Here is a 20340-nt window from a genome sequence, read left to right as displayed (position 1 = left end):
TCAGGCGCTGGAGCAGTTGGTGTTGTCGTATCGGGCGATGGCGAGCACGCACGAGAACAACACCACCTCGATGCTGGCCCGCGACTCGGCCGAAGGCGCCAAGTGGGGCGGCTAACCACCGCTACGGTGTGAGCACGATCGATCCGACGGTCTGACGCCCCTGCAGGTCGCGATGCGCCTGCGCAGCTTCGGCCAGCGGGTAGCTGTGGCCCACCGCCACATTCAACGAGCCGTCTCCGATCGCGTCGAACAATTCACTTGAGCGCCAAGCGAACTCCTCGCCGGTGCGGGTGAAGTGCACCAAACCGGGCCGGGTCAGGTACACCGAGCCGGCGGCATTGAGTCGCTGCGGGTCGATAGGTGGCACCGCCCCGCTCGACGCGCCGAACAGCGCCAGGGTTCCGCGCACGGCGAGGCTGGCCAGGCTGGCGTCGAAGGTGCTCGCCCCGACGCCGTCGTAAACCACAGGGACACCGGCCCCATCGGTCAGATCCTGGATACGGCCGGCGAATTCAGCCGGATCATCACCCGGATAGTCCAACACCTCCGTCGCACCGGCGTGGCGTGACCGCTCGGCCTTCTCCGGCGTCGAGACCGTGGTGATCACCCGGACGCCCCGATGGGCCAGCCACTGCGTCAGGATCAGCCCGACACCGCCCGCGCCGGCATGCACCAGCACCGTGTCGCCCGCCTTCGCGGCGTACACCGACGTGATCAGGTAGTGCGCAGTCAGCCCCTTCAGCAAAGCGGCGGCGGCAATCTCCGAACCGATCTCGGCGGGCACGCGGGCGGCGAATCGTGCTGGTGCCGTGCTGTATTCGGCGTATGAACCCGAGGATGCGACGGCGGTCACCACGCGGTCGCCCACGCTGTGTTCGGTCACGCCGTCACCGACGGCAGCCACCGTCCCGGCGACTTCGTTACCCAGGACGAAGGGCAACTCGCGCGGGTAGGCGCCGGACCGGAAGTAGGTGTCGATGTAGTTCACGCCGATCGCCTCGGCTCGAATCAACACCTCACCCGATCCCGGACTCGGCTCTGGACGCTCGACGTAGCTCAGGACTTCGGGACCGCCGTTCTCGGCGACTTCGATTGCGTGCATGGTGACTATCATCCGCAAGCATGGAGACCGCATGAAGTTGGCCCGGCCTGACATTCGTCATCCGCGGATCGTGCTGGCCGGTTCGCCGGAAGGTGACGACAGCGGACTGGTGGCGGCTCTACGTACCCGCGGCCTGCATGCGCACTGGCTGGCCTGGGACGACCCGCGCATCCTCGACGCTGATCTGGTGATCCTTCGCGACGGCAGCGATCACGCCGAGTTTTTGGGGTGGACCAAGCGCGTGCGCAATCTGCTCAACCCGCCTGGCGTCGTCGCGTGGAACACCGGTCGGCGTTACCTGCGCGACCTCGGCCGCGCGGGCGTGCCGGTGCTGAGGGGGCGTCGTCCCTCGGACTCGGCGGTCCGCACCGCGCTGGTGTTCCTGGGCGGGATCCAGTCGCACGCATTCGTCGAGCAGTCACCAGTCGACGCCGAATTCGAGCTGTGGGACCTCGGGCATGCCGCGCTGCAAGCCACAGCCGCTCACCTGGAGATCGCTGTCGAGGAGCTGCTGTATGCTCGCGCGGACGTGGTCTCCGACGCCGGTGACACCGAGCTGGCAGAGCTGAATCTTGTTGCGCCGTCGCTGGGTTGGCGGTTACTCGACGACGAAGCCCGCGACAGCGCGCAGCGTCGCTTTGCGCTGTGCGTCGAGTCAGCCCTCGACCGGCTGGGCCTGGGTCCGCTCTCGCATCGAGGCCCATAGCGCCGCGGTGGCCGCCGTGCAGATCGCGGCTCCGGCGACGTGTACCGCGACCAGCGCCGCAGGAACCCCGCTGAAGAACTGAACCGTCCCGACCGCGGCCTGGCCGAACACCGCCGCCAGCAGCACGGCCAATCGGGTCAGTACCGGCCGTGGCGCGCGCACGGCCAGCAGGCCGAATCCGAGACCGACCAGCAGCGCCAGGTACGCGATCAGCAGTGACGAATGCGCGTGCACCAGCGTGAGGATCTCGATGCGCAACCGCGGCACGGTCCGGTTCGGGCTGGTGTCACCGGCGTGCGGTCCCGCGGCGGTGACCAGCGTGCCGGCCACCAGCACCGCGGCCAGGGTCAGCGCGCTGAGCACGGTCAGCATCCGCAGCGGCTTGGCGACCCGGGTATCGGGCACTCCGTCGTCGGGCTGGCCGACCTTGACGTACAACTGCACCGCGAGCCAGACCATCGTCATCGACGTCAGCAGGTGGATGGCCACCGTCCACCACAACAGTCCGGTGCGCACCGTGATCCCGCCGATTACCGCCTGCAGCACCGTCGACGCCGGCATCAGCCAGGCATAGACCAGCACTTCGCGCCGGCGATGGGCGCGAATGACCGCGAGCACTGCCAGCGCCGCGGTGAGCACAACGGCGAAGGTGATCAGACGATTGCCGAATTCGACGGCCTGGTGGATGCGGGGCACCTCGGAATGGGCCACCGGAGTGAAACTTCCCGGGAAGCACTGCGGCCAGGTCGGGCAGCCAAGGCCCGAGGCGGTGACGCGGACGATCGCCCCGGTAACGGCGATGCCGCCCTGGCTTACGACAACCAACGCCGCGATCACCCGCTGCGTACGCAGGCTAGGGCGGGAAAGGTGCTTCAAGAATTGCCCGACAGGCATCGCCCGATCGTAGGGCAACGACAACTACGTCCCGTAGTAGGGCCGGGTCGGAAATCGATTACCTCCGCGAGCGTGAAGCCACTTTCACGGTGGGCGTCGGGCGTGACGCTACTTTCACGCTCGCGCCGAAGTGCCCGCGCCGAAGTGCTCAGGTGAACCGGAACCAGCGCAGCGCGGCCACGCCGGCCAGGGTGCCCCAGACGACGAGAACCAGCAGTCCGAACCAGTCGACGGACAGACTCATCGCGCGCGACAGCGACTCGGTCAGCGCGCCGGCCGGTGTCAGCCGCGCCGCCCACCTGACCGCCGAACCGACCATTCCGAATTCGATGGTCAGCGCGCCGAGTCCGGCGAACACGAACCACAGCAGGTTGGCGATCGCCAGCACGATCTCGGCACGCAGCGTGCCGCCGAGCAGCAGTCCGAGCGCGGCGAACACGGCGGTGCCCAGTGCGATGACCGCCGCACCCAGCGCCAGTCCTGCCGGCTCTGGTCGCCAGCCGAGCGCAAACCCGATGGCGCCCAGAATGATCGACTGCAAGAACACGACCGTCACCACGGCGGCTGACTTGCCGGCGATGATGCCCCACACCGGCAGCGCCGTCGCACCCAGTCGTTTCAGGGCGCCGTAGCGGCGGTCGAACGCAACCGCGATGGCCTGTCCGGTGAACGCGGTCGAGATCACCGCCAGAGCCATGATGACCGGGGTGAAGGTGGCGGCCCGGTGGTCGCCGAACGATCCGAGCGGCAGCAGCGTCAAACCGATCAGCAGTGTGATCGGGATGAACATCGTCAGCAACAGCTGTTCGCCGTTGCGCAACAGCAACTTCAGTTCCAGGCCGAACTGCGCGGCCAGCATCTTGGGCACCGGGGCGGGCTGCGGGTTGGGCGCGAAAGTGCCTGCGGCGAAATGGCTCTCGGTCATGGGCGCCGCTCCTCGGCATCTCGGTGTCCGCCAACCCGACCGGCGCGGGTCATGAGCGCAACTCGCGGCCGGTCAGCTCGAGGAACACGTCTTCGAGGCTGCGTTGCTCGACCCGCAGGTCGGTCGCCAGCACGTTGATCTGGGCGCACCACGCGGTGACGGTGGCCAGCACCTGTGGGTCCACCGCGCCTTCGACCAGATACTCGCCCGGTGTCGGCTCCGACGCCTGGTAGTCCTCTGGCAGGGCCGACGTCAGCAATGACAGCTCCAGTCGCGGGGGAGCGCTGAATCGGAGCTGGCCCTTGGCGCCGCTGCGGGTCAACTCCGCCGGTGTTCCGGACGCGACCGTCACCCCGTGGTCGATGATCACCAGCCGGTCGGCGAGTTCCTCGGCTTCCTTGAGCTGGTGGGTCGTGAGCACTACAGTCACGCCGTCGCGGCGCAGCGCATCGATCAACTCCCACACCAGGATTCGCGCCTGGGCATCCATGCCTGCGGTCGGCTCGTCGAGAAAGACCAGCTCCGGCCGGCCGACCAGCGCGCAGGCCAGGGCCAGGCGCTGCTGCTGGCCCCCGGACAGCCGCCGATAGGTGGTGCGGGCGGTCTCGGTCAGCCCCAGGGTGTCCAGCAGCCATTGCGGGTCGAGCGGGTCCGCGGCGTAGGACGCCACCAGGTTGAGCATCTCGCCGGCCCGCGCCGCGGGATAGCCGCCGCCGCCCTGCAACATGACGCCGATGCGCGGCCGCAGGCGAGCGTTGTCGGCGACCGGATCGAGCCCGAGCACCTCGATGCTGCCGGCGTCCGGGCGGACGAACCCTTCGCACATCTCGACCGTCGTGGTCTTCCCGGCGCCGTTGGGGCCGAGTAACGCCAGCACCTCCGCGGTGTGCACCTCGAGGTCGAGCTGCGACACGGCGGTGACAGCGCCTGCGCCCGAGCCGTATTGCTTACACACCCCGCGCAGCCGCACCGGGGTATCAGATGCTGGGCTCACGACGTTTGAGCGTAAGCGTCGGGCCGGGGATCGGGCTGAGCGGCCTGGTCAGGTGGTGTCAGGTCGCCGGGCGCGGAGGCGGTGAGTTCTTCGGCGATCAGTGGGCGCCAGGGCAGCCGGTCGTAGGTGATGGCGATCAGCAACAGCACCAGGATCGTGCTGGCCACTGTCGCGTCGACGATCTGGAACAAGGCGAACCGGTCGCCGTTGGCGGTCGGGCCGAAGATGCCGACCACGATCGTCACGATGATCACCGCGAGCCGGAATCCCGGGCGGGTGGCCCAGGCCGCCAGCGGGATGATCGCCCACAGCAGATACCAGGGCTGCACCACCGGAAACAGCAGAACCGTGCCGCCGAGTGCGACACCGAGCCCGCCGACCGGGTGGAGGCGGCCTCGCAGCACCGCCAACAGCAGCCAGGCGACCAACACGGCGATGATCAGGACGCCGATGCCACGGGTCAGCGACAGCACGGCGGTGGTGTGATCGCCCAACCCCAACAGGATCCCGACCTGTCCGGTGCCCAGCGCGATGAGCGTCGGCGGCGACATCCAGCTGCGCACCACGTTGGCGGTGCCCAGAGTGAAGATCCAGCCGAAACCCAACCGGCTGGCCGAGCCGACCGCCGCCATCACCACCAGCGACAACCCCGCCATCAGGCTGCCGGACAACAGAAAGGCCTTCACGCCGCCGCCGTATCGCTGGGCCAGCGCCATCGTCACAAAGCCCAGAGCCAACAGCGAGGGCAGCTTGATCTGCGACGACAGCGCGATCAGCACGGCCCCGCTGAGCAACATCACCAGCGGCGTCCAGTCGGCCCGGTCGCCACTGGCCCGCGGCCAAGGCCGTGGCCACAGCGGTCTGGTGGAGTCGACGCCGCGCAGCGCGAACTCGGTGCCGGCCAGCATCAGTCCCAGCATCGGCGCCTCGTTGTGGATGCCCGCGACCAAATGCATGATCAGCAGCGGGTTGGCCGCACCCAGCCACAGCGCGCTGACCTCGGCGACGCCGCAGCGACGCGCCAGCCGCGGGGTGGCCCACACGATCAGTCCCACCCCGAGCAGCACCACGAGCCGGTGACACAACACGGCGGCGACGATGTTCTCGCCGGTCAGCGCCGAAATCCCACGGCCCACCCACAGGAACAGCGGGCCGTAGGGCGCCGGCGTCTCCCGCCACAGGCTGGGCACCGAGAGAGTGAACACATGACCCAGGCCCAGTCCGGTCGCCGGCCCCACCCGGTACGGGTCGAGGCCCAGCCAGCAGATCCGGCTCTGTGCCAGGTAGGAGTAGACGTCCTTGCTGAACATCGGGGGAGCGAGCAGCAACGGCAGCACCCACAGCAGCAGGGTCCGGTCCAGGTCGCCTCGTGACATCCGCCGCTTGCCCAGCGCGAACCGGCCGAGCATCAGCCAGGCCAGGGCCATCATCACCGCGCCGGTAGTGGTCATCGTCAACGACACCGTCTGGATCCGCGACGGCAGGTTGAGCAGCCGGACACCGAAAGTGGGATCCTGGACCACCGGGCGGGCCCCGGCGCCGAGCGCTCCGATGGCCATCAGCACCGTGCCGGTGGCACCGAAAACCCGGGTCCGGCGAAGCGCGCGTTCCTCGGCGTCATTCAGTGGCTGGCCCACCGCGAGCTCGTCGCCGTGCAGGCTGGCGATCGACGAACTCAGCGAGTGGTGGCGGTCTGCCATCACAGCAGCGTAGCGGCGATCGCCAGCGCGGCGGAGCCGGGCGCAGCGGGTCGCCGTCGTGTAGTAGCGGCGATCGCCAGCGCGGCGGAGCCGGGCGCAGCGGGTCGCCGTCGTGTAGTAGCGGCGATCGCCAGCGCGGCGGAGCCGGGCGCAGCGGGTCGCCGTCGTGTGACCGACCGCCCGGGTGGTGCCGAAGTGGTCAGGTGTGACCAGCGCAACCATGGCAGAGGGTAACCTTGCTAGACCCGCTCCCGGAATTGCGTCACACTGGTGTTGTGGAATTATCGCCCGCCGTCCCCAGCGTCGAAGCAGCCGCGGCTGCCGCGACGCACGACGGTCAGACTCGCAGTGCCGTCATTCGGCTGCTGCTGGAGTCCGGGTCGATCACCGCCGGGCAGATCGGCGAACAACTCGGATTGTCGGCCGCCGGAGTGCGCCGCCATCTCGACGTGCTGATCGAGATGGGCGAAGCGGAGTCGGCACCCGCCGCGCCATGGCAGCAAGCGGGACGGGGCCGCCCGGCCAAGCGCTATCGGCTGACCCCGACCGGTCGCGGCAAGCTGGACCACAGCTACGACGACCTCGCCTCGGCCGCGATGCGTCAACTCCGCGCGATCGGCGGTGAAGAGGCGGTACGCAGCTTCGCCCGTCAGCGCATCGACTCGATCCTGTCCGACGTCGTGGCGGCCGACTCCGATGCCGACGAGGAGATCGAGGCGACAGCGGAGCGGATCGCCGGGGCGCTGTCCAAGGCCGGCTACGTCGCGACCACCACACAGGTGGGCGGTCCCATCCACGGCGTACAGATCTGCCAACATCATTGCCCGGTGTCGCACGTCGCCGAGGAGTTCCCGGAGTTGTGCGAAACCGAACAGCAGGCGATAGCGGAGGTTCTGGGTACTCACGTGCAACGGCTCGCAACGATCGTCAACGGCGATTGCGCCTGCACCACCCACGTGCCGCTCGCCACGGCGGAAGCCACATCGACTGACCTTCGGCGCACAGCCCGTGCCGAAGCAACCACGAGCACCAAAGGAGTGTCGCAATGACCCTCACCCCGGAGGCCGCCAAGGCGGTCACACCCACCGAGACGCTGACCCAGGAAGAGACGATCGCGTCGCTGGGCCGCTACGGCTATGGGTGGTCCGACTCCGACGTGGCTGGCGCCAGCGCGCAGCGCGGACTGTCCGAGGCGGTGGTGCGCGACATCTCGGGCAAGAAGAACGAGCCGGAGTGGATGCTGGAGCACCGGCTCAAGGCGCTGCGCATCTTCGAGCGCAAGCCGATGCCGAACTGGGGTTCTGACCTCGAGGGAATCCACTTCGACAACATCAAGTACTTCGTGCGGTCCAGCGAGAAGCAGGCCGCCACCTGGGATGACCTGCCCGCGGACATCAAGAACACCTACGACAAGCTCGGCATCCCCGAGGCGGAGAAGCAGCGCCTGGTTTCCGGCGTTGCGGCGCAGTACGAGTCCGAGGTGGTCTACCACTCGATCCGCGAGGACCTCGAAGCGCAGGGCGTCATCTTCCTGGACACCGACTCCGGCCTGCGTGAGCACCCGGAGCTGTTCCAGAAGTATTTCGGAACGGTGATCCCGGCCGGGGACAACAAGTTCTCGGCGCTGAATTCCGCTGTGTGGAGCGGTGGGTCGTTCATCTACGTGCCCAAGGGGGTCCACGTCGATATCCCGCTGCAGGCCTACTTCCGGATCAACACCGAGAACATGGGCCAGTTCGAGCGGACGCTGATCATCGTCGACGAGGACGCCTACGTGCACTACGTCGAGGGCTGTACCGCGCCGATCTACAAGAGCGACTCGCTGCACTCCGCGGTCGTGGAGATCATCGTGAAGCCCGGCGGCCGTTGCCGTTACACGACCATCCAGAACTGGTCCAACAACGTCTACAACCTGGTCACCAAGCGGGCGCGGGCCGAGGCCGGCGCCACCATGGAGTGGGTCGACGGCAACATCGGGTCGAAGGTCACGATGAAATACCCGGCGGTCTGGATGACCGGCGAATACGCCAAGGGTGAGGTGCTTTCGGTCGCATTCGCCGGCGAGGGCCAGCACCAGGACACCGGCGCCAAGATGCTGCACCTGGCACCCAACACCTCGAGCAACATCGTGTCCAAGTCGGTTGCTCGCGGCGGCGGTCGCGCCTCCTACCGCGGGCTGGTTCAGGTGAACAAGGGCTCGCACGGATCGCGGTCGAGCGTGAAATGCGATGCGCTACTCGTGGATACGATCAGCCGCAGTGACACCTATCCGTACGTCGACATCCGCGAGGACGACGTGACGATGGGTCACGAGGCCACCGTGTCCAAGGTCAGCGACACCCAGCTGTTTTATCTGATGAGTCGCGGGCTCACCGAGGACGAGGCGATGGCAATGGTGGTGCGCGGCTTCGTCGAGCCGATCGCCAAGGAACTGCCGATGGAATACGCCCTCGAACTCAACCGGCTGATCGAGCTGCAGATGGAAGGCTCGGTCGGCTAGTGACGGGATTGACTGAGGCGGTCGAGGGTTCGGCCCTCGCCGCTGCCAACAAGGGCGAGCTGTTCTCCTCGTTCGACGTCAACGCGTTCGAGGTTCCGGGCGGCCGCGACGAGCTGTGGCGGTTCACTCCGCTCAAGCGGTTGCGCGGGCTGCACGACGGCTCCGCCCCGGCGACCGGAACCGCGACGATCGAGGTCACCGAGCGGCCGGGCGTCACCGTCGAATCGGTGCGACGTGGTGACGAGCGCCTCGGTCAGGGTGGTGTTCCCGCCGATCGTGTTGCCGCTCAGGCCTTCTCGTCGTTCAACTCGGCGACCGTCGTCACGGTCGCACGCGACACCGAAGTGGCAGAGCCGATCGAGGTGACCGTCACCGGGCCCGGTGAGGGCGGGGTGGCTTACGGGCACCTGCAGATCCGCGTGGAGGAACTGTCGCGGGCGATCGTCGTCGTCGACCTACGCGGCAGCGGCACCTACGCCGACAACGTCGAGATCATCGTCGGCGATTCGGCGGGCCTGGGCGTCATCTGGATCGCGGACTGGGCCGACGACACAGTGCACGTCAGCTCCCACCACGCCCGCCTCGGTAAGGATGCGGTGCTGGGGCACGTCAACGTCACGCTGGGCGGCGATCTGGTTCGCACCACGGCGACCGTGCGCTTCGACGGCCCCGGTGGTGACGCTCAGCTGCTGGGCACCTACTTCGCCGACGACGGTCAGCACTTCGAAGCACGGCTGCTGGTCGACCATTCACAGCCGAACTGCAAATCCGACGTGCTGTACAAGGGTGCGCTGCAAGGTGATCCGGATTCCAAGAAGCCGGATGCGCACACGGTCTGGATCGGCGACGTACTGATCCGCGCCGAGGCCGAGGGAACCGACACCTTCGAGGTCAACCGCAACCTGGTGCTGACCGACGGCGCCCGCGCCGATTCGGTGCCCAACCTGGAAATCGAGACCGGTGAGATCGCCGGCGCCGGACACGCCAGTGCCACCGGAAGATTCGACGACGAGCAGCTGTTCTATCTGCGTGCCCGCGGTATCCCCGAAGCGCAGGCGCGGCGTCTGGTGGTGCGCGGTTTCTTCAACGAGATCATCGCGAAGATCGCCGTCCCCGCCGTGCGCGAACGCCTGACCGAAGCCATTGAACGAGAACTAGCGATCACTGAAGCGAGAAGTAACTGACCATGACCACTCTGGAAATCAAAGACCTGCACGCCTCGGTGTTCACCCCTGAGGGCGTAGAAGTGCCGATCCTCAAAGGCGTCGACCTCACCGTGAAGTCAGGGGAGACGCACGCGGTGATGGGGCCCAACGGGTCCGGCAAGTCGACGCTGTCCTACGCCATCGCCGGCCACCCCAAGTACACCGTCACCTCGGGGTCGATCACGCTCGACGGCGCGGACGTCCTCGAGATGAGCATCGACGAGCGGGCCCGGGCCGGGTTGTTCCTGGCCATGCAGTACCCGGTCGAGGTGCCCGGTGTGTCGATGTCGAACTTCCTGCGATCGGCGGCAACCGCTGTCCGCGGCGAGGCGCCGAAGCTGCGGCACTGGGTCAAAGAGGTCAAGGCTGCGATGCAGGACCTGGACATCGACCCGGCCTTCGGCGAGCGCAGCGTCAACGAGGGATTCTCCGGCGGTGAGAAGAAGCGCCACGAGATCCTGCAACTGGGCCTGCTCAAGCCCAAGATCGCCATCCTCGACGAGACCGACTCCGGTCTGGACGTCGACGCATTGCGGGTGGTCAGTGAGGGCGTCAACCGGTACGCCGAAGCCGAAGACGGCGGCGTCCTGCTCATCACGCACTACACCCGAATCCTGCGCTACATCCGCCCGCAGTTCGTCCACGTCTTCGTCGGCGGCCGGATCGTCGAGTCGGGCGGTCCCGAGTTGGCCGATGCGCTCGAAGAACACGGCTACGAGCGCTTCACCCATACGGCCGCTTCGGGAGCCTGACATGACGGTCTCGGCCACTCGCTCCGCGGCGATCGACCTCGCCGCGATCCGGGCCGACTTCCCGATTCTGAAGCGCGTCATGCGGGGCGGAAACCAGTTGGCCTACCTGGATTCCGGCGCGACGTCGCAGCGCCCGCTCCAGGTGCTCGACGCCGAGCGCGAATTTCTGCTCACGTCCAACGGTGGCGTGCACCGCGGTGCGCATCAACTGATGGAAGAGGCGACCGACGCCTACGAGCAGGGCCGCGCGGACATCGCGGCGTTCGTCGGTGCCGACGCCGACGAGCTGGTGTTCACCAAGAATGCCACCGAATCTCTCAACCTGGTGTCGTATGTGTTGGGGGACAACCGTTTCGAGCGCGCCGTTGGTCCCGGCGACGTCATCGTCGTCACCGAACTCGAGCATCACGCCAACCTGGTGCCGTGGCACGAGCTGGCTCGCCGGACCGGGGCGACGCTGCGCTGGTACGGCGTCACTGACGACGGTCGCATCGACCTGGACTCGCTACAGCTCGATGGCAACGTGAAAATCGTTGCCTTCAGCCATCATTCGAACGTCACCGGCGCGGTCGCACCGGTCGCCGAGCTCGTCGGGCGGGCCAAGGCGGTCGGGGCCTTGACGGTGCTGGACGCCTGCCAGTCGGTGCCGCACCACCCGGTCGACTTCCATGCGCTCGATGTCGACTTCGGCGCGTTTTCCGGTCACAAGATGCTGGGCCCCAACGGTATCGGGGTGCTCTATGCTCGCGGCGATCTGCTGAACGCGTTGCCGCCGTTCATCACCGGCGGCTCGATGATCGAGACCGTCTCCATGGAGGCGGTCACCTACGCTCCGCCGCCCCAGCGCTTCGAAGCCGGCACGCCGATGACCTCGCAGGTTGTCGGTCTGGGTGCCGCGGCGCGCTACCTCGATGCCATCGGGATGGCGACCGTGCAGGCGCACGAAAACGAACTGGTCGCCGCGGCGATCGACGGTCTGTCGGGTATCGACGCGGTCCGGATCATCGGTCCCACCACCATGGAGAATCGCGGCTCGCCGGTGTCTTTCGTGGTCGACGGGGTGCACGCGCACGATGTCGGCCAGGTGCTCGATGACGACGGAGTCGCCGTTCGTGTCGGCCACCACTGCGCCATGCCGCTGCACCGCCGGTTCGACCTGGCCGCCACCGCGCGGGCGTCGTTCGCGATCTACAACACCCTCGACGAGGTCGACCGACTGGTCGCCGGGGTGCGCCGCGCCATCGATTTCTTCGGAAGGGCGTGAGCCGCAATGCGTCTCGAGCAGATGTATCAGGAAGTGATCCTCGATCACTACAAGCATCCGCAGCACCGCGGTCTGCGCGAGCCGTTCGGCGCCGAGGTCTACCACAAGAACCCGACGTGCGGCGACGAGATCACACTGCGGGTGGCCCTGTCGGCCGACGGTGACACCGTCGAGGACGTGTCCTACGACGGGCAGGGCTGCTCGATCAGCCAGGCCGCCACGTCGGTGCTGACCGAGCAGGTGATCGGTCAGAGCGTCGGTCAGGCGCTCAAGACTGTCACCGCTTTCAACGAGATGGTGTCCTCACGCGGAAACGTCGAAGGCGACGAAGATGTACTGGGCGACGGCGTCGCGTTCGCCGGCGTCGCGAAATACCCGGCGCGAGTGAAATGCGCGCTGTTGGGCTGGATGGCGTTCAAGGACGCGCTGGCCCAGGCGAGCCACGACCTGGAGGAGATCAGCAGATGAGTGAGATTGCGGCACCGGACAACGAACTGCTCGAAAACATCGAGGAGGCGATGCGCGACGTCGTCGACCCTGAGCTGGGCATCAATGTCGTCGACCTCGGATTGGTCTACGGCGTCAGCCTCGAAGAGGCGGAGGAGGGCACCGTGGCGCTGGTCGACATGACGTTGACGTCGCCGGCCTGTCCGTTGACCGACGTCATCGAGGATCAGTCGCGCAACGCATTGATCGGAGCGGGCCTGGTGGACGAGCTGCGGATCAACTGGGTGTGGAATCCGCCGTGGGGCCCGGACAAGATCACCGACGACGGCAGGGACCAGCTGCGCGCCCTCGGATTCACCGTCTAAACCCTGTAAACGTCCTGTTAATGCCCCTCGTTTCGCCGGGTTTGCGGTCGCGTCACCATGCGTCTGCCTGCAAAGATTGACGCAACGGACAGGAAGGACCGCTTTATGACCAAGAAATTGATGATGATTGCGGCCTGTGTTGCTGCGGTGAGCATGGGCAACGGCATCGCTTACGCGGACGACACGACAGACGGACCGGACCCGAACGGGCCCAAGTGCAATGTCTCGGGTGGCGACGACGGCCAGAAGTGGGAGTGGGCACCGTGTGGCTGGGCCTACGGTGAAGAGCGGGGCTGGTATCGCGTCCCCTAGCGAGCGGGCTTCTTGGCCGCGCCCAGTGTTTACCTATGCGGGGTGTGGAACCGACCGGCCTTGGCTACCATCGTGGATGTGACGGACGCCGAGAACGCCCACGGGCCCACACCGCAGGGAACCACGGTGCCGCCGCACGTCGTCGTAATATTCGGCGCCACAGGCGATTTGGCACGCCGGAAGCTGCTGCCGGGACTGCTCCACCTGTCCTGCTCCAAGCTCGCTCCTGAGATGCGGGTCGTCGGAACCTCACTCGACGAGCTCGACACCGAAGCGTTCCGCAAGCAGGCGCACAAAGCCTGTAAAGAGTTCGCCCGCCACGACGTGGCGGACGAACTGTTCGAGCAGTTCATCGCCAACCTGACCTTCGTTTCGCAGCAGGACGGTCCGGAAGCGCTGGCCGGCGCGGTGGCCGAGCAGGTGGAGATCCTCGATGGCGAGGTCAGACTGCTGCATTACCTGAGCGTGCCGCCCAAAGCGGTGATGCCCGTGATGGACATGCTGCACAAGGCCGACCTCGCCGAGAACTCGCGCGTCATCATGGAAAAGCCGTTCGGTGTCGATCTGGACAGCGCGCGGGAGCTCAACAAGGCGATTCACGAGCGATTCGACGAAGAGCAGATTTTCCGGATCGACCACTTCCTCGGCAAAGAGGCCGCGCAGAACATACTCGCGTTCCGGTTCGCCAATGGGCTGTTCGAGCCGATCTGGAATCGTCAGTTCATCGATCACATCCAGATCGACGTTCCCGAGCGGCTCACCGTCGAAAATCGAGCCCAATTCTACGAATCCGTCGGCGCGTTCAAGGACATGGTGGTCACCCACCTGTTCCAGATCCTGGCGTTCGTCGCGATGGAGCCGCCCACCGAACTCGCGTCCACCGCGATCAGCGAAGAGAAGAACAAGGTCTTCCGCTCGATGCGGCCGCTGGACCCCAAGAAGGTCGTTCGCGGCCAGTACCGCGGATACCGTGACGAGCCCGGCGTCTCCGCCGAATCAGACACCGAGACGTTCATCGCGCTCAAATGCGAGATCGACAACTGGCGCTGGGCCGGGGTTCCGTTCTTTCTGCGCACCGGCAAGGGTCTGGCCGAGGGCCAGCGCATCATCTCGATCGCGTTCCACGAGCCACCGCGCAGCATGTTTCCCTCGGGATCCGGTGTGGGACAAAAGGGTCCGGATCACTTGACCTTCGACCTCGCCGACGTTTCCAAGATGTCGCTGTCGTTCTACGGCAAGCGGCCGGGTCCGGGTATGAAGCTGGACAAGCTGAGCCTTCAGTTCACCATGGAAGAGACCGGCCACGCCGGCGACGTGCTGGAGGCATACGAGCGACTCATTCTCGATGCGATGCGCGGCGACCGGACCTTGTACAACACGGCCGAAGGCATCGAGCGGTTGTGGGAGGTCTCGGCCCCGTTGCTCGATGACCCGCCGCCGTCACGCAGCTACGACCTCGACTCGTGGGGTCCCAACGCCGTTCATCCGCTGATCGCTCCGCGGGCTTGGCGGTTGCCGTTCGAACGTGGTTGGCGCGAAAAGAAATAACGGCGCGTCAACGCCAGGGCAGATCGCTGTTCTCGCCGCGCCACCGCGACGGCGGAATCATGGGTGCGTCGCGAAGTCCCGAAGCCTCGACATGACGCAGGGCGGCGGACAGATGCTGTGCCATCCGGCGCTGCGCCTTCTGTGGGTCCTTCGCCGAGACAGCGGCGGCGATCGCGCGATGCGATTTCGCGGCCTCGTCGCGGTCGTACTGACTGATGTTTTGCTCGGCGGCGGCCCAGCGCACCGCCTGCTCGACAGCCGCCAATACCGTTGTCAGAAGCGGATTTCCGCTCGCCTCGACGAGCTCCTCGTGAAACTCGTGATAGCCGGTGCCGTCCGCGGCTATGCCACCCGCGGCGACTTCGGCGATGCGCTTTCGCTGTGCCGCCGTAGCGTGCTCGGCCACGTGGGCGGCGGCCGCGGGTTCGAGCATGATGCGAAAGGACAACAGGTCTCCCCACGTTGCGCCGGTCAAGGTGAACAGCTGCACCAGTGAACGCGCGACGCGCTCGGGCTCGGGGTGGCGGATGCGGACACCGCTGCGGCCCTGACTGGTGGCGGTGAGGCCCTCGGCGTCCAGCAGTCGGAGCGCCATTCGGACGGTTTCACGGCTGACGCCGAGTTGGCTGATCAGTTCACCCTCGTTGGGCAGGCAATCTCCCGCTGCGAGTTCCCCGGACAGGATCTGCCGGCGCAGGGTTGCGGCGACGACGTCCGGCGCACGCGAAGGTCTTGTCACGGTCATACGACTTAGTATACTAAGTAGGTATGGTGACTGTCCCGAATACAGCCGTGCTCACCGGAGCGTTTCGACCGATGCGGTTCGAGGCGACCGTCGAAGACTGCGTCACCACGTACGGCGAAATCCCGAAACAGCTGGCCGGCGGTTTTTATCGGGTCGGCCCGACATTCAAGCGGCCCACCCGGCAAGGCGCCAACGGACTGCTTGCCATGGACGGCATGGTGCAGGGACTCACCTTCGACAACGGCCGCGCCGACTTTCGCAACCGGTGGGTCCGCACACCCAAATACCTGCTCGAGGACAAACATCAGCGGGGCATGTTCTCCTGGTCCGACGGCGAGTGGACCGACTGGCGCAACATCGGCTTCGGCGCCGCTGTGCCCGACGGGCACACCCGTGGAATCCCGCAGGGCGCCAACAACATCAATTGCTTTCCGTTTGCGGGGGAGATCCTTGCGTCGGGCGAGCAGGGCAGCCCGCCGGTGGCGCTGGATCCCATCACCCTGCAGACCCGCGGTGTGGTGTCCTGGTCGCCGCAGTTGTCCCGCGGCATCTTCGACCGGGCCGGCTACGGCGATGCGGCATTCACGGCGCACCCGAAATGGGACAGTCGAACCGGAACGCTCTACGGCTGGGCCTACAGCAACCACCGGCCCTTCGTGACCGTCCACGTGGTGCGACCGGACGGCCAGGTGGTCTCCCGGGAGCTCTGGGACGCGCCGTACACCTCGGAAGTCCACGACATGTGGCTGACGAAAGACTGGATGGTGTTGCCGTTCCAGGGATTCGCGTTCGACCCAGAACGCATCGAACGCGGTCTTTCGGTTCAGGATTGGCGCCCGGACCTGCCGATCGTGCTGGCGCTGATACCTCGCGGCGACATCGAGAGTGGCGAAATCCGTTGGATCACAGCCGACATCGAACAGCAGTACGTGATGCACACCCTTGCGGCCGACGTCGACGGCGACACGCTGACCCTGGAGGCCCCGATCTTCGAACGCCCGCCGTTCCCGTTGGACATCGACGGTTTCCAGGGCGAGGACGTCCAACTCTTCTTCAATCTGGCCCGCAGCACACTAGGTCGCTGGACCGTCGACCTGAATGCCGGAAGCGTGAAATCGGAGATGCTCGACGAGCGGCCCTGTGAACTACCGAAGGTCGACGAACGGTTCTACGGCGACGGTCAGCGGTGGGGATACCTGATCGGCGGCGACGCCAGAGGCAACGGCATGCGCATGCACAGCCTGGTGGTGCGCGATCGCCGGAGCGGCGAGGAGCAACGCTTCCGGTTGAGACACGATCGACCGTCGCTGGTGATGGAGCCGACCTTCGTGCCCCGGACTCCCGATGCGCCGGAGGGCGACGGCTACCTCATGGTGCCGATCTCCCGGTGGACCGAAAACCTCGGCGAGTTCGCAATTTTCGACACCGACGACATCACGGTCGGGCCGATCTGCCGCATCGAGATTCCCTTCCTGCTCGGCTTCACCCCCCACGGACACTGGATGGACTTCCGATGACTCTCACCGACACCGAAGAAGCCGAACTGCGGGCCTCGGTCCACGGGATCGTCGCCCAATTCGGCAACGACTACTTCACCCGTTGCAGCGAAAACCTCGAACACCCCACCGAACTGTGGGACGCACTGGCCGCCGGGGGTTTCGTCGGGGTGAACCTGCCGGACGAATACGGCGGCGGTGGAATGGGATTGAGTGCGATGAATGTCGTGGCCGAAGAGGCCGCGGCGGCCGGATGCCCGCAGATCATGCTGATGATCTCGCCCGGCATCGTCGGCAGCCTGCTGGCGCGGCACGCCAGCCACGAGCAGAAGGAGCACTGGCTGGCGCCGATGGCGGCGGGGACGTCGAAGCTCGCGTTCGCAATCACCGAACCCGACGCGGGATCCAACAGCCACCAGATCGCCACCACCGCCCGCCGCGAGGGTGACAAGTACTTCATCAGCGGACAGAAGACCTACATCACCGCGGCCGACCAGGCCGACGCCCTACTCGTGGTCACCCGCACCGGCACCGACGTCAACGGTCGTGCCCAGCTTTCGCTGTTTCTGGTCGATCGCGATACGCCGGGCATCGAGATGCACCGCATCCCGATGACTTTCGAGATCACCGACAAGTCGTTCACGGTGTTCTTCGACAATGTCGCCGTGCCGGCGGACCGGCTGGTCGGCGGTGAGGGCAACGGATTGCGGGTCGCTTTCGACGGGATGAACCCCGAGCGGGTGATCATCGCGGCGATCTGCAACGGGGTGAGCCGCTACGCCCTGGACAAGGCGGTCGCGTACGCCCGCGAGCGCCGGGTGTGGCAGGTACCGATCGGCGCCCACCAGGGTCTGGCACATCCGTTGGCGGAAGCCAAGATCGGCCTCGAAGCTGCGCGGCTGATGACACGGCACGCTGCGGCCGGATACGACGCGGGGGTCGACGCCGGCGAGTACAGCAACATGGCCAAGTTCCTGTCCGCCGACGCCGCCATCCGCTGCGTCGACCAGGCCATCGAGGTGCACGGCGGCGCCGGCTTCACCCGCGAGGTCGCGCTGGCCAACATGTACGAGTTCGTCCGGCTGTTCAAGACGGTGCCGATCAGCCGCGAGATGATCCTGAACCACGTAGCCCAGCACAGCCTCGGGTTGCCGAGGTCGTACTAGCGGTCGTGGTGCTTGCCGTGCTCCGGGCACTGGCCGTTCTCGGCGTCGCGGATGTCGATCCGCGTGGCCTGCAACGCACCGCCGTTGTCCCGGGTGCCATGGGCGGCCAGGCACTTGCCCTGCACGATCGCCTGCGCGTCGGCAGCCGTCTTCTTCATGTATTTGGTGGTGTCGGTGACATTCACCGTCGTGGTCGACGGATTGCCCTGCTCGTCAGTGCTGTTCAGCGTGATCGTGTTGCCCGCGACCGAGGCGACCTGGCCGTGCGGCGGAATCTTGTGGTGTGACTTCTCGTCTGCGTGGCGCTGGGGGCCGGGGCACTTACCGTCCACCGCGGCGCTGACCTTTACAGCGCGGGCCGTGATCGGGCTGCCGGCGGGGGCATTGTCGTCCTTGTCGGGGTGCACCCACACGCAGCTGCCCGCGGTGACGTCGGTCAGTTGTGCCGGGGTGACCACATCGATGGCGGTCGACGGGGTGAAGTCAACCGTCGTCGGGCCTGACTTGGCGGTGACCTTCACCGTGCTGCCGGACACCGAGTCGACGATGCCCTTCACCCAGTCGTGTCCCTTGCCGGACGCCGACGGGGTGGACGAAGAGGGCGCGTTACTGCTCGGGCTCGCCGGGGCAGGCTTGGTCTCGCTGGAGTTTCCACACGCGGCGAGTGACAGAGCGGCGGCGCCGGCAACAGCGAGCGTCGCGGCCCGGGAGAGCCGTACGGTCGACAAGGTGGCAGACATCAAGGTCCTTTCGATCGTCGACCCCGAACGGGCGGGGCGACTCTGGCAACGGCTTTCACCCTGAGTGTCGCCCTTAAGTGCAGGCTTGAGCCTACGTAAGAGCGCGCTGTGTAAACCGCTCCGGCCGAACCTGGGAACACCGCAACGTGGACATGCGTTAATCAACGCGTGACTACCCAAGAACTCACCGCCGCGCAGTTCAACGAAACGATCAACGGCAACGACATCGTGCTCGTCGACTTCTGGGCGTCCTGGTGCGGGCCGTGCCGGCAGTTCGCGCCGACCTTCGCCGCCTCGGCTGACAAGCACCCCGACGTGGTGCACGCCAAGGTGGACACCGAGGCCGAGCAGGAACTCGCCGCCGCCGCGCAGATCCGGTCGATTCCCACGTTGATGGCCTTCAAAAAGGGCAAGTTGATCTTCAACCAGGCCGGCGCCCTGCCGGCCGCCGCGCTGGAGGACCTGGTCCAGCAGGTGAAGGACTTCGACGTCGACGCCGCCGTCGCGGCGCCGGAGGGCGACCAGTCCTGAGCTGACGTCGCTCGGCGGCAGGCGCTGACGGCGTGAAAACCCGTTGTCCCGGTTGTCAGGAGTTACCGTTCAACGGTGACCATGGTCCTCGTCGAACACCCGCGTCCGCACGTCGCGCTGATCACGCTGAACCGGCCCGAGCGGATGAACTCCATGGCGTTCGACGTCATGGTTCCGCTCAAAGAGGTGCTGCAGGACATCACCTACGACAACTCGGTCCGGGCCGTGGTGCTGACCGGCGCCGGTAGGGGCTTCTCGTCCGGCGCCGACCACAAGTCGGCGGGTTCGGTGCCGCACGTCCAGGAGCTGACCCGGCCCACTTATGCGCTGCGCTCGATGGAGATTCTCGATGACGTGATCCTGGCGCTGCGCAAGCTGCACCAGCCGGTGATCGCCGCGGTCAACGGCGCCGCCATCGGTGGCGGGCTCTGCCTGGCGCTGGCCGCCGACATCCGGGTGGCGGCGCACGGCGCGTATTTCCGCGCCGCGGGCATCAACAACGGCCTGACCGCCAGCGAGCTGGGGCTGAGCTATCTATTGCCGCGCGCGATCGGCTCGTCGCGGGCCTTCGAGATCATGCTGACCGGCCGCGACGTCGACGCCGAGGAAGCCGAGCGCATCGGTCTGGTGTCCCGGCAGGTCCCCGCCGACCAACTGCTGACGACCTGCTACGACATGGCCGAGCGGATCGCCGGCTTCTCCCGGCCGGGTGTCGAGTTGACCAAGCGCACGCTATGGAGTGGACTGGACGCCGCTAGCCTGGAAGGGCACATGCAGGCCGAAGGTCTCGGACAGCTCTTCGTCCGCCTGCTCACCGGCAACTTCGAAGAAGCGGTTGCTGCGCGCGCCGACAATCGCCCGCCGGTGTTCACCGACGACAAGTAATACATCCGCGCCGTCCGGCGACAATGCAGGCCAGGATGGCCTGCGGAGGAGCCGGACAATCCA

General features: G+C 66.7%; 20 protein-coding genes and 2 pseudogenes. 15 read left to right on the top strand and 7 right to left on the bottom strand.

The annotated features are described in order from the left end of the window. Nucleotides 1-115 (top strand): annotated as a pseudogene (locus CYU59_RS04170) (WXG100 family type VII secretion target); the annotation flags it as partial. Nucleotides 116-121: 6 nt separating this feature from the next. On the opposite strand, the gene CYU59_RS04165 reads toward CYU59_RS04170, so the two are convergent. Then, nucleotides 122-1102, bottom strand: coding sequence for a quinone oxidoreductase (locus tag CYU59_RS04165; RefSeq protein ID WP_292976181.1), 981 nt, complete (start codon nucleotides 1100-1102; stop codon nucleotides 122-124). Nucleotides 1103-1133: 31 nt separating this feature from the next. Here CYU59_RS04165 and CYU59_RS04160 point away from each other — a divergent pair, with 31 nt between their 5' ends. Next, on the top strand, nucleotides 1134-1808 hold the full coding sequence (locus tag CYU59_RS04160) for a hypothetical protein (protein ID WP_292976198.1): 675 nt from the start codon (nucleotides 1134-1136) through the stop codon (nucleotides 1806-1808). Here the strand turns inward: CYU59_RS04160 and CYU59_RS04155 are convergent. The 4 genes from CYU59_RS04155 to mptB form a co-directional block, all read right to left on the bottom strand. Then, complete coding sequence (locus tag CYU59_RS04155; protein ID WP_292976179.1) at nucleotides 1758-2702, bottom strand: heme A synthase; 945 nt, start codon at nucleotides 2700-2702, stop codon at nucleotides 1758-1760. The two genes, CYU59_RS04160 and CYU59_RS04155, sit on opposite strands and share 51 nt — an antisense overlap. 148 nt (nucleotides 2703-2850) lie before the next feature. Then, the gene (locus tag CYU59_RS04150; RefSeq protein WP_292976176.1) at nucleotides 2851-3627 is read right to left on the bottom strand and encodes an ABC transporter permease; all 777 of its coding nucleotides are present in this window, start codon (nucleotides 3625-3627) and stop codon (nucleotides 2851-2853) included. Nucleotides 3628-3676: 49 nt separating this feature from the next. Continuing rightward, nucleotides 3677-4621: an ABC transporter ATP-binding protein gene (locus CYU59_RS04145; RefSeq protein ID WP_292976174.1), complete on the bottom strand. Its 945-nt coding sequence runs from the start codon at nucleotides 4619-4621 to the stop codon at nucleotides 3677-3679. Beyond that, a complete protein-coding gene (gene mptB / locus CYU59_RS04140; protein ID WP_292976195.1) occupies nucleotides 4618-6321 on the bottom strand; it encodes a polyprenol phosphomannose-dependent alpha 1,6 mannosyltransferase MptB in 1704 nt (567 codons plus the stop codon). The genes CYU59_RS04145 and mptB overlap by 4 nt, the downstream gene beginning before the upstream one ends. Nucleotides 6322-6557: 236 nt before the next feature. Between mptB and CYU59_RS04135 the strand changes: the two genes are divergently transcribed. The 9 genes from CYU59_RS04135 to zwf all read left to right on the top strand — a co-directional run bounded on the left by CYU59_RS04135 (nucleotide 6558) and on the right by zwf (nucleotide 14714). Next, nucleotides 6558-7370 (top strand): metalloregulator ArsR/SmtB family transcription factor, encoded by an 813-nt coding sequence (locus CYU59_RS04135; RefSeq protein WP_292976172.1) that lies wholly within the window; start codon nucleotides 6558-6560, stop codon nucleotides 7368-7370. Further along, nucleotides 7367-8821, top strand: coding sequence for a Fe-S cluster assembly protein SufB (gene sufB / locus CYU59_RS04130; protein WP_292976169.1), 1455 nt, complete (start codon nucleotides 7367-7369; stop codon nucleotides 8819-8821). The genes CYU59_RS04135 and sufB overlap by 4 nt, the downstream gene beginning before the upstream one ends. After that, the gene (gene sufD, locus CYU59_RS04125) at nucleotides 8821-10005 is read left to right on the top strand and encodes a Fe-S cluster assembly protein SufD (protein ID WP_292976168.1); all 1185 of its coding nucleotides are present in this window, start codon (nucleotides 8821-8823) and stop codon (nucleotides 10003-10005) included. The genes sufB and sufD overlap by 1 nt, the downstream gene beginning before the upstream one ends. A gap of 2 nt (nucleotides 10006-10007) precedes the next feature. Continuing rightward, complete coding sequence (sufC, locus tag CYU59_RS04120) at nucleotides 10008-10778, top strand: Fe-S cluster assembly ATPase SufC (RefSeq protein WP_292976166.1); 771 nt, start codon at nucleotides 10008-10010, stop codon at nucleotides 10776-10778. Nucleotide 10779: 1 nt separating this feature from the next. Next, nucleotides 10780-12042, top strand: coding sequence for a cysteine desulfurase (locus tag CYU59_RS04115; protein WP_292976163.1), 1263 nt, complete (start codon nucleotides 10780-10782; stop codon nucleotides 12040-12042). A 6-nt stretch (nucleotides 12043-12048) separates the two neighbouring features. Continuing rightward, a complete protein-coding gene (sufU, locus tag CYU59_RS04110) occupies nucleotides 12049-12510 on the top strand; it encodes a Fe-S cluster assembly sulfur transfer protein SufU (protein WP_292976160.1) in 462 nt (153 codons plus the stop codon). Continuing rightward, nucleotides 12507-12854: a metal-sulfur cluster assembly factor gene (locus CYU59_RS04105; protein ID WP_292976157.1), complete on the top strand. Its 348-nt coding sequence runs from the start codon at nucleotides 12507-12509 to the stop codon at nucleotides 12852-12854. Before sufU ends, CYU59_RS04105 begins: the two co-directional genes overlap by 4 nt. Before the next feature lie 105 nt (nucleotides 12855-12959). Continuing rightward, nucleotides 12960-13166, top strand: coding sequence for a hypothetical protein (locus tag CYU59_RS04100; RefSeq protein WP_292976155.1), 207 nt, complete (start codon nucleotides 12960-12962; stop codon nucleotides 13164-13166). A 78-nt stretch (nucleotides 13167-13244) separates the two neighbouring features. Next, the gene (zwf, locus tag CYU59_RS04095; RefSeq protein ID WP_292976152.1) at nucleotides 13245-14714 is read left to right on the top strand and encodes a glucose-6-phosphate dehydrogenase; all 1470 of its coding nucleotides are present in this window, start codon (nucleotides 13245-13247) and stop codon (nucleotides 14712-14714) included. A 7-nt stretch (nucleotides 14715-14721) separates the two neighbouring features. On the opposite strand, the gene CYU59_RS04090 is transcribed toward zwf, so the two are convergent. Further along, the gene (locus CYU59_RS04090; protein ID WP_292976149.1) at nucleotides 14722-15459 is read right to left on the bottom strand and encodes an FCD domain-containing protein; all 738 of its coding nucleotides are present in this window, start codon (nucleotides 15457-15459) and stop codon (nucleotides 14722-14724) included. Between the two features lie 23 nt (nucleotides 15460-15482). On the opposite strand from CYU59_RS04090, the gene CYU59_RS04085 reads away from it, so the two are divergent. Both CYU59_RS04085 and CYU59_RS04080 read left to right on the top strand, forming a co-directional pair. Continuing rightward, nucleotides 15483-16976, top strand: a complete 1494-nt coding sequence (locus CYU59_RS04085) for a carotenoid oxygenase family protein (protein WP_292976146.1) — start codon at nucleotides 15483-15485, stop codon at nucleotides 16974-16976. Then, nucleotides 16973-18121, top strand: a complete 1149-nt coding sequence (locus tag CYU59_RS04080) for an acyl-CoA dehydrogenase family protein (RefSeq protein ID WP_292976143.1) — start codon at nucleotides 16973-16975, stop codon at nucleotides 18119-18121. Before CYU59_RS04085 ends, CYU59_RS04080 begins: the two co-directional genes overlap by 4 nt. Here the strand turns inward: CYU59_RS04080 and CYU59_RS04075 are convergent. Then, nucleotides 18118-18861 carry a DUF5666 domain-containing protein gene (locus CYU59_RS04075; RefSeq protein WP_292976141.1) on the bottom strand — a complete coding sequence of 248 codons (744 nt, stop codon included), beginning with the start codon at nucleotides 18859-18861 and terminating at the stop codon, nucleotides 18118-18120. The genes CYU59_RS04080 and CYU59_RS04075 overlap by 4 nt on opposite strands. 168 nt (nucleotides 18862-19029) lie before the next feature. On the opposite strand from CYU59_RS04075, the gene trxA reads away from it, so the two are divergent. Together trxA and CYU59_RS04065 are read left to right on the top strand one after the other, a co-directional pair. After that, complete coding sequence (trxA, locus tag CYU59_RS04070) at nucleotides 19030-19392, top strand: thioredoxin (protein WP_292976139.1); 363 nt, start codon at nucleotides 19030-19032, stop codon at nucleotides 19390-19392. Between the two features lie 63 nt (nucleotides 19393-19455). Then, nucleotides 19456-20277, top strand: a pseudogene (locus CYU59_RS04065) (enoyl-CoA hydratase); the annotation flags it as partial. Nucleotides 20278-20340: the final 63 nt, after the last annotated feature.

Origin of the sequence: Mycobacterium sp., assembly GCF_002863225.1 — a bacterium.
Classification (GTDB): Bacteria; Actinomycetota; Actinomycetes; order Mycobacteriales; family Mycobacteriaceae; genus Mycobacterium.
The sequence above is the reverse complement of the archived record's forward strand: the minus strand, read 5'-3'. Positions and strand labels throughout refer to the sequence as shown.